The 14,248-nt window shown below is 72.9% G+C and carries 12 protein-coding genes; 2 read left to right on the forward strand and 10 right to left on the reverse strand.

Annotated elements, in window-relative coordinates; all coding sequences use genetic code 11:
* Nucleotides 1–53: 53 nt before the first annotated feature.
* The 9 genes from cydC to deoC form a co-directional block, all read right to left on the reverse strand.
* Nucleotides 54–1,811 carry a thiol reductant ABC exporter subunit CydC gene (cydC, locus tag AB0I71_RS02675; RefSeq protein WP_357581483.1) on the reverse strand — a complete coding sequence of 586 codons (1,758 nt, stop codon included), beginning with the start codon at nucleotides 1,809–1,811 and terminating at the stop codon, nucleotides 54–56.
* 58 nt (nucleotides 1,812–1,869) lie between these two features.
* A complete protein-coding gene (gene cydD, locus AB0I71_RS02680; protein WP_357581484.1) occupies nucleotides 1,870–3,543 on the reverse strand; it encodes a thiol reductant ABC exporter subunit CydD in 1,674 nt (557 codons plus the stop codon).
* Entirely contained in the window at nucleotides 3,540–4,547 is a 1,008-nt protein-coding gene (cydB, locus tag AB0I71_RS02685) for a cytochrome d ubiquinol oxidase subunit II (RefSeq protein ID WP_357581485.1), read from the reverse strand. Before cydB ends, cydD begins: the two co-directional genes overlap by 4 nt.
* Nucleotides 4,548–4,557: 10 nt before the next feature.
* Complete coding sequence (locus AB0I71_RS02690) at nucleotides 4,558–5,814, reverse strand: cytochrome ubiquinol oxidase subunit I (RefSeq protein WP_357581486.1); 1,257 nt, start codon at nucleotides 5,812–5,814, stop codon at nucleotides 4,558–4,560.
* A gap of 113 nt (nucleotides 5,815–5,927) precedes the next feature.
* The gene (locus AB0I71_RS02695) at nucleotides 5,928–6,833 is read right to left on the reverse strand and encodes a M56 family metallopeptidase (protein ID WP_357581487.1); all 906 of its coding nucleotides are present in this window, start codon (nucleotides 6,831–6,833) and stop codon (nucleotides 5,928–5,930) included.
* A gap of 10 nt (nucleotides 6,834–6,843) precedes the next feature.
* A complete protein-coding gene (locus tag AB0I71_RS02700; protein ID WP_357581488.1) occupies nucleotides 6,844–7,332 on the reverse strand; it encodes a BlaI/MecI/CopY family transcriptional regulator in 489 nt (162 codons plus the stop codon).
* Between the two features lie 342 nt (nucleotides 7,333–7,674).
* Nucleotides 7,675–8,499 carry an aldehyde dehydrogenase family protein gene (locus AB0I71_RS02705; RefSeq protein ID WP_357581489.1) on the reverse strand — a complete coding sequence of 275 codons (825 nt, stop codon included), beginning with the start codon at nucleotides 8,497–8,499 and terminating at the stop codon, nucleotides 7,675–7,677.
* Complete coding sequence (locus tag AB0I71_RS02710; RefSeq protein ID WP_357581490.1) at nucleotides 8,492–9,922, reverse strand: aldehyde dehydrogenase family protein; 1,431 nt, start codon at nucleotides 9,920–9,922, stop codon at nucleotides 8,492–8,494. Before AB0I71_RS02710 ends, AB0I71_RS02705 begins: the two co-directional genes overlap by 8 nt.
* 5 nt (nucleotides 9,923–9,927) lie before the next feature.
* Entirely contained in the window at nucleotides 9,928–10,887 is a 960-nt protein-coding gene (gene deoC / locus AB0I71_RS02715; RefSeq protein WP_357581491.1) for a deoxyribose-phosphate aldolase, read from the reverse strand.
* A 134-nt stretch (nucleotides 10,888–11,021) separates the two neighbouring features.
* Here deoC and upp point away from each other — a divergent pair, with 134 nt between their 5' ends.
* Nucleotides 11,022–11,654 carry a uracil phosphoribosyltransferase gene (upp, locus tag AB0I71_RS02720; RefSeq protein WP_357581492.1) on the forward strand — a complete coding sequence of 211 codons (633 nt, stop codon included), beginning with the start codon at nucleotides 11,022–11,024 and terminating at the stop codon, nucleotides 11,652–11,654.
* A 134-nt stretch (nucleotides 11,655–11,788) separates the two neighbouring features.
* Complete coding sequence (locus tag AB0I71_RS02725) at nucleotides 11,789–12,463, forward strand: GPP34 family phosphoprotein (RefSeq protein WP_357581493.1); 675 nt, start codon at nucleotides 11,789–11,791, stop codon at nucleotides 12,461–12,463.
* 89 nt (nucleotides 12,464–12,552) lie between these two features.
* Here the strand turns inward: AB0I71_RS02725 and AB0I71_RS02730 are convergent, their stop codons facing one another.
* On the reverse strand, nucleotides 12,553–14,217 hold the full coding sequence (locus tag AB0I71_RS02730) for a phospho-sugar mutase (RefSeq protein WP_357581494.1): 1,665 nt from the start codon (nucleotides 14,215–14,217) through the stop codon (nucleotides 12,553–12,555).
* Nucleotides 14,218–14,248: the final 31 nt, after the last annotated feature.

Below are 14,248 nucleotides of genomic sequence, written 5' to 3' on the forward strand. Positions count from 1 at the left end.
CATGCCGGTGGGTGTCCCGGCCTCGGAGACATCCCGGAGGCGGCCCGGAGGGATCAGCCCGACACCGCGAGGTAGCCGTGCTCGGCGGCCTGCTGCAACACCCACTGCTCCCGGTACCAGCCGGGCGTCGCCACGAGCGCCGTGTGTGGGCCCCGCTGCACGACTCGGCCGGCGTCCAGCACCACGATCTCGTCCAGTTCGGCGAGGCCGCTGAGCCGGTGGGTGATCAGCAGCACCGAGTGCCCGGCGGCAGTCGCGGCCAACGCGCTGGCCAGCACCTGGTCGGCGGCGACCGGGTCGAGACCCTCCGTGGGCTCGTCGAGCACCAGTACGCCGGGCGCGGCGAGCAGGGCCCGGGCCAGCGCGAGTCGCTGTCGTTGACCGCCGGAGAGCTGTCCACCCTCCTCGCCGACCACCGTGTCCCAGCCGTCCGGCTGGGCCTGGACCCAGTCCGACAACCCGGCGGCGGTGGCGGCGGCGAGCAGCGCGTCCTCGTCCGCGTCCGGACGGCCGAGCAGCATGTTGTCCCGGACGGTGGCATGGAAGACGTACGCCTCGGCGAGCAGCCCGCCGACCAGGTGGGGCAGTTGCTGGGGCGGGTACGCCGACACGTCCCGCCCGTCCAGGGTGACCCGGCCGGCGGCGGGGGACACCGCGCCGGTCAGGACGGCGGCCAGGGTGCTCTTGCCCGCGCCGCTGGGACCGACGACCGCGACCCGGCGTCCGGGTGGCAGCTCAAGGTCGAACCCGTCGAGCGCGGCGGGAACACCGATCCGGTACCTGACCGTCACCCCCTCGAACCGGACCGTCGGCGCCGGGTCGGCCGAAGGAGCGCTGACGGAGATCCGGGTGGTCCCGGAGCCGACGTCGTCGGGTGTCAGGAGCTGGACGACCCGTGCCAGGCCGGACCGCAGACCGGTCCATTGGCGGGCGGCGCCGACAAGCGCGAGGGCGATCTCCACGGCGGCCAGCGTGCCGACGGCCAGCACGCCGACGAGTACGCCGTCCACTCCGGCGCCCAGGGCCACGTACACCACCGCGCCGGCGGTGAGGCCGGCCACCAGCACCCCGGCCGCGTCGACGGCGAAGCCCAGCGCGGCGAGCCGTCGCTCCAGCCGGGCCAGTCGGCGGGCCCGCTGACCGGCTGCCGCCAGCGCGTCCGAGGTGGCACCGAAGGCGGCCAGGTCGGCGGCGCCGTGGGTGAGATCGATCGCGTCGGTGGCGAGCGCGCCGCGCAGCGGCGCCACCTCCGCAGCGGCGCGTCGGGTCAGCGCGGTCGCCAGCGCCGGCAGGGCCACGGCGGCCACCAGCAGCCCGGCGGCGAGCGCGAGCGCGGCCGGCAGCGAGACGAGCGCGGTCAGCCCGACGGCCAGTACGCTCACCAGCCCGGCCGCGGCCGCCGGCACGACCACCCGCAGCAGCAGGTCCTGAACCGCCTCCACGTCGGAGACCAGCCGGCTCAACGCGTCCCCGCTGCGGGGCGGGTCGCCGCGCCGGGTCGCCAGGGTGTCGAAGACCCGGGCCCGAACATCGGTGACCAGGCGCAGCACCGCGTCGTGCCCGGCCAGGCGCTCGGTGTAGCGCAGGACGCCCCGGCTCACCGCCAACGCCCGTACCGCCACGATCGCGACGGTGAGTCGGTCCAGCGGGGGCTGACCGGCGGCGGTCATCAGCAGCCAGGTCGCGGTCGCCATCAGAGCCAACCCGGCGAACTCGGTGGCCGCGGCGAGCAGCCCGGCACCGATCAGGCGCTTCAGGTACGGCCGGGCCAGGCGCAGCACGATCAGCTCGGGCGGGTGTCCGCTGCTCATCGGGCCGCCTCGCTTCGCTCGGCGCGGCGAGGAGACACCAGCGCGCTGGTGTGCCCGCTCATCTGCGCTCCCCGGCGGGTACCGGAGTCAGTTCGGTGACCCGCCCGTCCTCGACCCGCAGGATGCGGTCGACGTCGGTCAGCAGCGCGGGCCGGTGGGCCACCAGCAGCGCGGTACGACCGGCGACCAGTTGGCGGGTGGCCGACAGCACGGCCGCCTCGGCTGCGGCGTCGAGGCGCGCGGTCGGCTCGTCGAGCAGGACCACCGGCGCGTCCCGCAGGAACGCCCGGGCCAGCGCCACCCGTTGCCGCTGCCCGCTGGACAGGCCGTGGCCCCGCTCGCCGAGCAGGGTGTCCAGCCCGTCGGGCAGGGTGGTGACCACCTCGTCCAGTGCGGCGGCGCGAACCGCGGCGGTGAGAGCGGCAGGTGTCGCGTCGGGGGTGCCGAGCCGGATGTTGTCGGCAAGCGACGCGGCGAACAGGTGGGCCCGCTGCGGCACCCACGCCACCTGTCGCCGCCAGGCGTCCAGGTCGGCGCCGGCCAGGTCGACCCCGCCGACGGTGACCCGGCCGTCGGTCGGGCTCACGAAGCCGAGCAGGAGGTTGAGCAGGGTGCTCTTGCCCGCGCCGCTCGGCCCGATGATCGCGATGCGCTCGCCGGGCCGGATGGTCAGCGACACGTCCCGCAGCGCTGTGGTGCGCTCGTACGCGACGGTCACCGACTCGAAGCGGATCTCGGCGCGCCCGTCCGGTCGCGGGCCCGGGTGGCCCGCCGGCGCCGGGGGCGCCGAACCGGAGAGGGTGAGTGCCTCGTCCAGCGCGGTCAGACCCTCCATGCTGGCGTGGAACCGGCTGCCGGCCGCCCGCAGCGGCAGGTACGCCTCCGGGGTCAGCAGCAGCACCAGCAGGGCGGTCTGGAGCGCCAACCCGCCGCCGAGCAGCCGGATGCCGACCGGGACGGCGACCAGCGCCACCGACAGGGTGGCGACGAGTTCCAGCACCAACGCGGAGAGAAAGGCGATCCGCAGCGTCTTCATGGTGGCCACCCGGTGACCGTCGGCCATCCGCCGTACCGCGTCGGTCTGCGCCCGGGCCCGGCCGAACGCGCGCAGCGTGGGCAGGCCGGCCACCATGTCCAGGAAGTGACCGCCGAGGAGGGACAGCCGCCGCCACTGGCGCTCGGTGGCGGCCTGCGCCTGCCAGCCGAGCAGCGCCCCGAAGATCGGGATGAGCGGCAGCGTCAGCGCGATGATCACCGCCGAACTCCAGTCGGCGAAGACGACCCGACCCAGTACCGCGACCGGCACGGTGATGCTGAGCACGAGTTGCGGCAGGTAACCGGTGAAGTAGGCGTCGAGCGCATCCAGGCCCCGGCCGGCGAGCGTGGCCAGCTGCCCGGCCCGCTGGCCGGCGACCCAGCCGGGCCCGTGCCGGGCGACCGCACCCAGCAGGTCGGCCCGCAGCGCCGCCTTGACCGTGGCGGCCACCCGCGCGGACACCGCGCCCTGTGCCCAGACCACACCCGAGCGGGCCGCGACGGCGGCCAGCAGACCGACGAGTGCGGCCCGGTCCAGTCGCCCGGTGAAGGCCGTGGCCAGCAGCACGGCCAGGGCGGTGGCCTGCGCCACGACCAGCCCGGCGGCGAGCACACCGAGCAACGCGAGCAGGGTGAGGTCGCGTCGGGCCGCAGGAACCCGGCGCAGCAGCCGCGGGTCGAAGGGGCGGCGGCTCACCAGTACACCGGTGCCCTGCCGTCGGTCCGTCCCCGGAAAATCCACACGCACATCGCCTGGAAGCCTAGTAGGGCCGGCAGCAGCGGTACCGTCAGCCAGCCCAGCAGCCGCAGGGTCGGCCCGCTGGCGGCCGCGTCGGCAACTTTCAGTGACGCGTTCGGTTCCACGGTCGACACCAGCACGTACGGCCAGAGGGTCGCTCCGACCAGCAGCACCGGCAGCGCGAGCGCTGTCCCGGTGGCGGCGAAGGCCACGCCGGGCCGTCGCCGCCCCAGCGCCACCCGCGCCGCCAGCAGGGCCGCCACCAGCAAAACCGCCAGCAGTACGCCGATCGCCGGGCGCTGCGCGGCGGCGCGTACCCGGTCGGAGACCAGACCGACGACGGCGGCTGCGCCGACCGCGACGATCGCGGTGGTGAGCAGGCGGCGGGCCAACGGCCGGAGCCGGTCGCCCACTACGGTAGGTAGCCGGAGCGTGAGGAAGGTTGCACCGTGCGCCACGATCAGCGCCAGCACGGCGAGCCCGGTGGCGGCGGCGAACGGGGTGAACAGGTGGGTCACTCCGGCCACGTGTCCGTCGGCCCGCAGCGGTACGCCCTGGAGCAGCCCGGCGAGCACCACACCCCAGCCGAGCGCGGCGAGCAGGCTGCCGACCACGATCACCCGGTCCCACGCGGCGCGGGCCCGTCCGCTGGCCGGCCGGCTGCGCAACTGCACCCCGGCGGTCACCAGGATCACCCCGGCGAGCGCGGCGGCCACCGCCGGATAGCTGCCGGCGAGCAGCTCTCCCTCCAGCACGGGGAACGCGCCGAACAGGATGCCGGCGGCGGCCACCAGCCACACCTCGTTGCCGAGGAAGAACGGCCCGATCGCGTTGAGGGCGGCGCGGCGGTGCGAGTCGTCGGCGCCACGGGCGAGCAACAGGCCCACGCCGTAGTCGTAGCCGCCGAGCACCAGGTAGCCGGCGAAGAAGAGGCCGAGCAGGGCGTACCAGGCGAGTTCCATCTCCGGCTCCTCAGGCGAACGCGGGTTCGGGGCGTGGGTCGTCGGCCGGCGGTTGCGCCGGCGGGCGGCCGAGAGCGGGGTCGGTGGCGCCCCGGGCGGCGTACCGGGCGAGCAGCACCCAGTTGGTGACGGCGAGCGTGCCGAGCAGCAGCGTGAAGCCGACCAGCGAGGTCGCCATCAACCAGGGGCTGATCGGCGAGACGGCCTGGTCCACCGGCAGCAGTCCGTACGCCACCCAGGGGTGGCGGCCGACCTCGCGGGCGATCCAGCCGAGGATCACCGCCACGAACGGCAGGGGCAGGGCGAGCATCAGCAGCCAGAGCGGGAACCGGAGGCGGATGATCCAGTCCCGCCAGAGCAGCGGGACGAGCAGCCACAGCAGGCCGAGGGCGAAGCCGATGAGGATCATGAAGCCGAGGCCGACGCTGGACAGCGCCGGCGGCAGGTAGTCGCCGGGGCCGAACCGGCTGGTCCAGTCGGCGATCAGCGCCTCGGCCTGCGGGCTGTCGCTGCCGAACTTGGTGGGTTGCACCCCGCCCACCGGCCCGAACTGGGCGAAGCCGAACCCCTGCACGAGAGTGATCGCCAGGGCGGCGGTGACCAGGCCGATCCGTAGCGAGCTGCGGAACAGCGCATGGTCGGGGGTGCGGCGGTTGAGGTGCCAGGCGCTCACCGCCGCCATCAGCAGGCCGCCGGTGAGCAGGGCGGCCGACACCACGTGCCCGAGCGCCATCCACAGGGCCGGGTTGGTCAGCAGTGCCGAGAAGTCGGTCAGGTGGGCGACGCCGTCGCGCACCTCGTAGCCGACCGGGTTCTGCAACCAGGAGTTGGCCACCATGATCCAGAAGGCCGAGGCGTACGCGGTGATCGCGACCCCGTAGAGCAGTGCGAGATGGGCACCCCGGCGCAGCCGGTGCCAACCGAAGATCCACATGCCGAGGAATGTCGACTCCAGGAAGAAGGCGACAAGGGTCTCCATCGCCAGTGGGGCGCCGAAGACGTTGCCGACGTAGCGCGACAGCCCGCTCCAGTTCAGCCCGAACTGGAACTCCATCACGATGCCCGTCGCGATGCCGAGCACGTAGTTGATCACGTACAGCTGGCCCCAGAAGCGGGTCAGCCGCTCCCACCTGTGGTTGCCGGTGACCACCCACGCGGTCTGCATCCCGACGAGCAGTGTGACCAGGCCGAGCGTGACGGCCACGAAGAGAAAGTGGACCGAGGCGGTGGTGGCGAACTGCAGGCGAGCGAGGAGCAGGGTGTCCATGGCGGCTCTCCCGGGATGGCGGTCGATGCAGATAGGGAGCCTACACGTAGTGACACTACCTATAGAGTCGTGCTGCGAGCCGGACCGGCATGATCAGGGTTAGTTCAGGGTCGTCAGCTGAGGAAGAGCGAGATCGGCAGGGCGGCCACGGTCACGGTCACGGTCAGGGCGGTGGCGCCGAGCAGCCGGGGCGGGCGCTCGGTGACCAGCAACCGCTGCACCCGTACGTCCAGGTCCCGATCGCCCATGCCGAGCGCACCGGCTGGCGTGATCCGGTTACCGGCGGCGGCGAACCGGCGCAACGCACCGGCCAGCGGGGCCTCGGCGTGCAACTCGCGGGCCTTGTCGTCGGCGCGCATCTCGACAAGCAGGGAAACCCGCTCGTGTGCCTCGCGGACCCAGCGGATCCAGGGCAACGCTCGGCAGAGCGCGGTGAACGGCAGCAGCACCAGATCGTGCCGCTCCTGCGCGTGCGCCCGCTCGTGGGTCAGCACCGCCGCCAGCTCGGCCCGGTCGAGCAGGCTGAGCGTGCCGGCGCTGACCACCACCCGGGGCTTCACCCCCGGAAGGCAGTACGCGGCCGCACCCGGGTGGTCGAGCACCAGCGCGCCGGGCACCGTCGGATCCCGTCGAGCGACCAAAGTGAGCAGGTCCCGGTGCCGACGCTGGGCGCGTACCGCACCGTGCACGCTGCGTACCGTCGTGGTCAACAGCACCGCCCCGATGCCGAGACCGACGCCGACCAGCCCCAGGTGCACGGCACCGAGGCCGGCGGGCAGGGTGCCGTGCCGAAGGTCGTCGACAAGCGCCAGCAGGGCGCTGCCGGTGCCCCGCTGGTACGGGGCGAGACCCAACGCGATCGGTAGGCCCATCGCGGAGAGACCGACCCCCAGGCCGATCGCCTGCCAACAGAGGATCGCCACCCGAGGGCTGCGCCACGTCCAGGTGGATCGGGCCAGCACCTGGGCGATCAGCCAGCACGCCACCATCGAGGCGGCGAAATGCAGGGTGTGCGCCACGGCGTCGCCCCTACCGCTCCGCTGCCTCGTCGGCCAGGCCAGGGCGCGACGCCCGGTCGGCCTGCGGCGACTCGACCCGGTCGGTCAGCCCGCGACCCGGGCCGTCCGCCGCCTGTCCAGGTGTGTCGGCTGCCGTCCCGGCCTCCGCCGAGAGCGCGGCGCGCAGCACGTCGGCCTCGGTGCCGGTCACCGAGCGGGCGAACCGGACAAGCGCCGCGTCCCGGCTACCGCCCAGGTCGAGCGCATCGAGCATGAGCTGGGCGATGTACGCCTCACGGCTGGCCGCAGCACGGTAACGCCACGCCCGACCCTCCCGCTCGCGCTGCACCATGCCCTTGCCGGCCAGCCGGTCCAGCACGGTCATCACCGTGGTGTAAGCCAACTCCCGCCCGTCCAGAGCGTCGGCCACTTCGCGCACAGTGACACCGTCCGACGTGGCGGGAACCGCGTCCCACAGCACGTCCATCACCGCACGCTCAAGATCCCCCAGCCGAGTCACCCCTGAATCCTACCCCCCGTAGTAGACCCACCCCCACCCCCGCCCACCCCCGGCCCGCACCAGCAACATCGGGAACAGTGCTGCCCTCACCCCGGGGCCGTGCCAGCAACTTCGGGGATAGTGCTGCCTCAGCCCGGGCCGCTTCAGCAGATGTGGGGATGTTGCACCGGGGCTACCCCGTCGACCAGGAAGCCGACGCTGGGCAGCACCCCGCAAGCCGTGACCCACGGACGCCCCGTGCCCACGTCAGGGTTTCCGGGGGAGCCCGCCCGCGCAGGGATCAAGCCTGACCGCCCGGAGCGGGCGGGCTCCCCCGGAAACCCGCCCGGGCACAGACCGGACTCACACCCCCTTGGGGTGCCACACCGTCTTCGTCTCCAGCAGGGCTGTCATCCGACCGAGCCCCGGATCCGCCGACCAGTCGTGAGTTTCCGGCACCGGGCGGAGCACCCGCTTGAGGTTCTCCGCCGCCTTGACCTCCAGGTCGGCGGCCAGCTCCGGGTCGGTCACGCCGGTCAGGTCGATGGCGTTGACGTCCATGTGGGCGGCCAGCGTGGGCACGGTCTCCGGCAGGCGGCCGGTGAGGATGTTGACCACCCCGCCCGGCAGGTCCGAGGTGGCCAGCACCTCGGCCAGGGTCACCGCGGCCAGCGGTGCCGTCGGCGAGGCGGCCACCACCACCGTGTTGCCGGTGACGATCGCCGGGGCGATCACGCTCACCAGTCCGAGCAGCGCCGGTGCCTCGGGCGCCACCACCGCCACCACGCCTGTCGGCTCGGGCGCCGACAGGTTGAAGTACGGCCCGGCGACCGGGTTCGCGCCCCCGTACACCTGTGGGAGCTTGTCCGACCACCCGGCGTACCAGACCCAGCGGTCGGTCGCCGCGTCCACCTCGTCGGCCGGCACGCCGAGCGCGACGAACTGCTCGCGGCGGCCTTCCAGCATCTCGGCGACCCGGTAGAGGATCTGACCCCGGTTGTACGCGGTCGCCCCGGCCCAGCCCTTCACGGCTGCGCGGGCGGCCACCACGGCGTCCCGCGCGTCCTTGCGCGAGGCCAGTGACACGTTGGAGTCCTGCACGAGATACGACCGTCCCGACTCGCTACGCGGGAACTTCCCGCCGATGAAGAGCTTGTACGTCTTGCGTACCGCGACCCGCTCAGACATTGAGGTACGCCTCCAGCCCGTGCCGGCCGCCCTCGCGACCGTAACCCGACTCCTTGTAGCCGCCGAACGGCGAGGTCGGGTCGAACTTGTTGAACGTGTTGGCCCAGACCACGCCGGCACGCAGCCGGTCGGCCATCCACAGGATCCGGGAGCCCTTCTCGGTCCAGATCCCGGCCGACAATCCGTACGGCGTGTTGTTGGCCTTCTCGACGGCCTCAGCCGGAGTGCGGAAGGTGAGCACGGACAGCACCGGGCCGAAGATCTCCTCGCGGGCGATCCGGTGCGCCTGGGTGACGCCGGTGAAGATGGTCGGCGCGAACCAGAAGCCCCGGTCCGGCAGCTCGCAGGGTGGCGACCACTGCTGCGCACCCTCGGCGGCACCGGCCTCGGTCAGTTCCCGGATGCGGGACAGCTGCGCGGCGGAGTTGATCGCACCGATGTCGGTGTTCTTGTCGAGCGGGTCACCGAGGCGCAGCTGGGCCATCCGCCGCTTGAGCGACTCGAGTACCTGCTCGGCGACGGACTCCTGGATCAGCAGCCGGGAACCGGCGCAGCAGACGTGCCCCTGGTTGAAGAAGATGCCGTTGACGATGCCTTCGACGGCCTGGTCGACCGGGGCGTCGTCGAAGACGATGTTTGCGGCCTTGCCGCCGAGTTCCAGGGTGAGCTTCTTGCGGCTGCCGGCCACCGCGCGGGCGATGGCCCGGCCGACGTCGGTGGAGCCGGTGAAGGCCACCTTGTCCACGCCGTCATGCTCGACAAGCGCCCGGCCGGTCTCGCCGGCACCGGTGACGATGTTGACCACACCGGCCGGCAGGTCGGCCTGCTGGCAGATCTCGGCGAAGAGCAGCGCGGTCAGCGGGGTGGTCTCGGCCGGCTTCAACACCACGGTGTTGCCGGCGGCCAGTGCCGGGGCGATCTTCCAGGCCAGCATCAGCAGCGGGAAGTTCCACGGGATGACCTGCGCCGCCACGCCGAGCGGCTGCGGGTTGGTGCCGAAGCCCGCGTGCGGAAGCTTGTCCGCCCAGCCGGCGTAGTAGAAGAAGTGCGCGGCGACCAACGGCAGGTCGACGTCGCGGGACTCCCTGATCGGCTTGCCGTTGTCCAGCGACTCCAGTACGGCGAGTTCGCGGGAGCGTTCCTGAATGATCCGGGCGATCCGGAACAGGTACTTGGCCCGGTCCCGGCCCGGCATCGGACCCCAGACCTTCTCGTACGCCTTGCGGGCTGCCCGGACCGCGCGGTCCACGTCCTGCGCGCCGCCCTCGGCGACCTCGGCCAGCACCTCCTCGGAGGCCGGGTTGATCGACTTGAAGCTGGCCCCGTCGGTCGGGTCGACGAACTTTCCGTCGATGAAGAGCCCGTACGAGGGCTTGAGGTCTACCACCGAGCGTGACTCGGGGGCGGGTGCGTATTCGAACATCGCGGTCAGTCCAGGGTGAAGTAGTCGGGGCCGGCGTAGACGCCGGTCGTCAGCTTGGTGCGCTGCATCAGCAGATCGTTGAGGAGGCTGGAGGCGCCGAAGCGGAACCAGTCCGGGTGCAGCCAGTCCGGGCCGACGGTCTCGTTGACCATGACCAGGTACTTGATCGCGTCCTTGGTGGTCTTGATGCCGCCGGCCGGCTTCACGCCGACCTGCCGCCCGGTGGCGGCCCGGAAGTCGCGTACCGCCTCCAGCATCACCAGGGTCACCGGCAGCGTGGCGGCGACCGGGACCTTGCCGGTGGAGGTCTTGATGAAGTCACCGCCCGCGAGCATCGCCAGCCAGGAGGCGCGGCGCACGTTGTCGTAGGTGGCCAGCTCGCCGGTCTCCAGGATCACCTTGAGGTGCGCGTCCCCGCAGGCCTGCTTGGTGGCGACGATCTCGTCGTACACCTCGGAGTAGCGGCCGGCCAGGAAAGCACCCCGGTTGATGACCATGTCGATCTCGTCGGCGCCCGCCTCGACGGCGGCGCGGGTGTCGGCGAGCTTGATCTCCAGCGGCGCCTGACCCGACGGAAACGACGTCGCCACGCTGGCCAGATGAACAGCGCTGCCGCGCAACACCTCGGCCACGTACGGGACCATCGCGGGGTAGACGCAGACCGCGCCGACGTGTGGGCAGGACGGGTCGGCCGGATCGGGTCGCAGCGCCTTGGCGGCGAGCGCCCGCACCTTGCCCGGCGTGTCCGCGCCCTCAAGCGTCGTCAGGTCGACCATGCGGATGGCGAGGTCGATCGCCTGGGCCTTGGCGGTGGTCTTGATGGATCGGGTGCCGAGTTGGGCTGCCCGCTGCTCCGCGCCGACCTGGTCCACGCCCGGTAGGCCGTGCAGGAAGGTCCGCAGAGCGGTCTCGGATCGTCCCAGCTCGGAGAGGTCCGAGCGGGCCGACGTCGCTGTCGCCGTCATGCCTCGAAGTCTACGCAGGTTGACGCCGCGTGATCTTGCTCACCGTGGTCGCCGGAGCGCTCCCGGGTGAGCGACGTCGCTGGTCGCGCCCGTGGCCCACGCGCCGGTGTCCGGGGCGGGTAGGTTGAGCGATCGTGGACGTACTCGTCATTGACCACCCGCTCGCCCAGTCCCGGCTGACCGCCATGCGGGACGAACGCACCGACTCCTCCTCGTTCCGGGCCGCGCTGCACGAACTCACCACCATGCTGGTGTACGAGGCCGCGCGCTCCTTCCCGGTGGAGACGTACCCGGTGCAGACGCCGGTGACCGGCACCGAGGGCACCCGGCTGGCCAACCCACCGCTGCTGGTGCCGGTGCTGCGGGCGGGTCTCGGCATGGCCGACGCCGCGCTGGGGTTGCTGCCCGAGTCCTCGATGGGCTTCGTCGGGCTGGCCCGTGACGAGGAGACGTACGAGCCGCGCGCCTACATGGAGTCCCTGCCCCGGGACCTCGCCGGGCTGCCCGTGCTGGTTCTCGACCCGATGCTGGCCACCGGCGGCTCCCTGGAGCACTGCTGCCGGCTGCTGGCCGAGCGCGGCTGCACCGACATCACAGTGCTCTGCGTGCTCGCCGCGCCGGCCGGCATCCAGCGGTTGGAGCGTTCCGGGCTGCCGCTGCGCCTGGTCACCGCCGCCATCGACGAGGGACTCAACGACAGCATGTTCATCGTGCCGGGCCTCGGCGACGCCGGTGACCGGCAGTTCGGCGGCATGCCGCGCTTCTGAGCGGCGGCCAGCAGCCGACGCGGCCGACAACCGCCGGACAGCGGGCCACCGCCGCCGGACGGTGGGCGACGGCCGCTCACCCGGCGGCGGTTTGTGCTGCGGGCGGTGGCGTCCAGCGGCTAGCGTCTCGGGCCATGACTGGTGTTCCGCTCGCCGAGGAACTGCTCCTGCTCGCGTACGACGACGAAACCGGTAAGGCGACCCTGCCGCGGATCAGCCTCGACCTGGGCATGGCCGCCGCCGTTCTCATCGAGTTGGCCCTGGCCGGGCGGATCGCGTACGCCGACGGGGCCCTGACGGCGGTGGACCCGACGCCGACCGGCGAACCGGTCACCGACGCGGTGCTGGCGAAGATCGTGGCGGACACGCCGCACAGCCCGTCGTCCTGGGTCCAGCGGCTGCGGCACGGCCTGCGCGACCGGATCCTCGGCGACCTCTGCGACCAGGGCGTCGTCCGGGACGTCGACGAGACGGAGCTGGGCTTCATCCACGTGCACCGGTACCCGGTGGTGGATCCGTCGGTGGAGGAGGAGACCCGGCAGCGGCTCGCCGTGGTGCTCACCGGTGCCGCCCCGGACGAGCGGACCGCCGCACTGGCGACCCTGGTCGCCGTGCTCCGGATGGAGTCCGCCCTCGGGGTCACCGGCGAGGACGCCGACGCCGCCCGCCAGCGGCTGGAGGAGATCGCCAGCGGCGCCGGCTTCTCCGGCGAGGTCAGCCTGGAGGACTCGGTGATCCGCCCCTCGGTCGCCCTCGTGGTGGCCGCCCTGGGCCGCGCCGTAGAGCACGCCCTGGGCCCCCGCCGCTGACCGACCCCCCTTTCCCTCCGTTGATCATGAGGTTGGCGGCGAAGTTGATCTCCAAACCGCCGCTAACCTCATGATCAACGAGGGGGTTGCTAGATGCCGAGGGCGTTCGCGATCTCGGTGCGTAGGGCCGTAACGGCGCTCGCGGCGCGGGTGCGGGCTGCGGAGGTGTCGCCGTCGGTGACGGGTTCCACCACTTCGAGGTACGCCTTGAGCTTCGGTTCGGTGCCGGAGGGGCGGATCACCACCCGGGCCGTTGCGGTACGCAGGATCACCACGTCGGCGTCGGGGAGCAGATCCTGCGTCTCGGTGACCGGCTGGCCGAGCAGGCTGGTCGGGATGGCCGCGCGGATCCGAGCCATCGCGTCGGCGATCAGGCGCAGGTCGTCCACGCGTACCGAGAGCTGGTCGGTGTGGTGCACGCCGAACTCGGCGGCCAGCTCGTCCAGCCGGTCGGAGAGCGTGCGGCCCTGCGCCTTGAGGCCGGCGGCCAGCTCGGCCACGGTCAGCGCGGCGGTGATGCCGTCCTTGTCGCGTACGTGGTCCGGAGCGACGCAGTAACCGAGCGCCTCCTCGTAACCGAACACCAGCGGCTCGCCACCGTCACCGGCCCGGACGATCCACTTGAACCCGGTGAGCGTCTCCCCGTACGGCAGCCCACGCGCGGCGCACATCGCCCGCAGCAACGACGACGAGACGATCGTGGTGGCGTAGCGACCGCGTACGCCGCGTCGCATCAGGTGGTCGGCGAGCAGCACACCCACCTCGTCCCCGCGCAGCATCCGCCAGCCTGAACTCTCGCGAACCGCTACGGCGCAGCGGTCGGCGTCGGGGTCGTTGGCGATGGCCAGGTCGGCTTCGGTGCGTTCGGCGAGCGCGATCAGCCGATCCACCGCGCCCGGCTCCTCCGGGTTGGGGAAGCTGACCGTCGGAAAGTCCGGGTCCGGCTCGGCCTGGTCGGGTACCACGCCGGGCACCGGGAACCCGGCGGCGGTGAACGCGGCGGTGAGCACCGTCGCCCCGACACCGTGCAACGGGGTGTACGCCACGGTCAGGTCCCGGGGGCCACCCGGCGTGACGACCTCGACCGCCCGCGCCACGTACGCGGCGACCAGCTCGTCGCCGAGCACATGACCGGCGGGGCCGAGCGGCACCTGCGCCAGCGGCCCGACCGCGCGGATGGCGGCCTCGATGCCGGCGTCGGCCGGCGGCACGATCTGCGCCCCGGCGCCCGACTCTCCGCCCAGTTCGGCACCGAGGTACACCTTGTAGCCGTTGTCCTGTGGCGGGTTGTGGCTGGCGGTCACCATCACCCCGGCTACCGCCGACAGGTGTCGCACCGCGTACGCGAGCACCGGGGTGGGCAGCGGGCGGGGCAGCAGCAGCGCCGGGCGTCCCGCCCCGGTGGCCACCTGCGCGGTGCGCTCGGCGAACTCGCGGGAACCACGGCGGGCGTCGTACCCGATCACCAGCGGACCGGTGCCGCCCTGGGCGGCGAGCCAGGCGACCAGCCCGGCGGCGGCCTGGGTGACCACCGCGAGGTTCATGCCGTTGGGGCCGGCGCGCAGCGGCCCGCGTAGGCCGGCGGTGCCGAAGGTCAGCGGCCCGGCGAACCTGTCGGCCAGCTCCGGTGCGCTCGCCGGCAGCCGGTCGAGCACCGCCCGCAGCTCCGCCCGGCCGGCCGGGTCGGGGTCGTCGGCGAGCCAGCGTTCGGCCCGCTCGCGGATGGTGTCGAGGTCAGTGTTCTCCGCCGCCATGGCCTCTTGATAGCACGGCGGCGGATCTCCC

The organism is Micromonospora sp. NPDC049891 (genome assembly GCF_040660295.1).
Lineage (GTDB): Bacteria > Actinomycetota > Actinomycetes > Mycobacteriales > Micromonosporaceae > Micromonospora.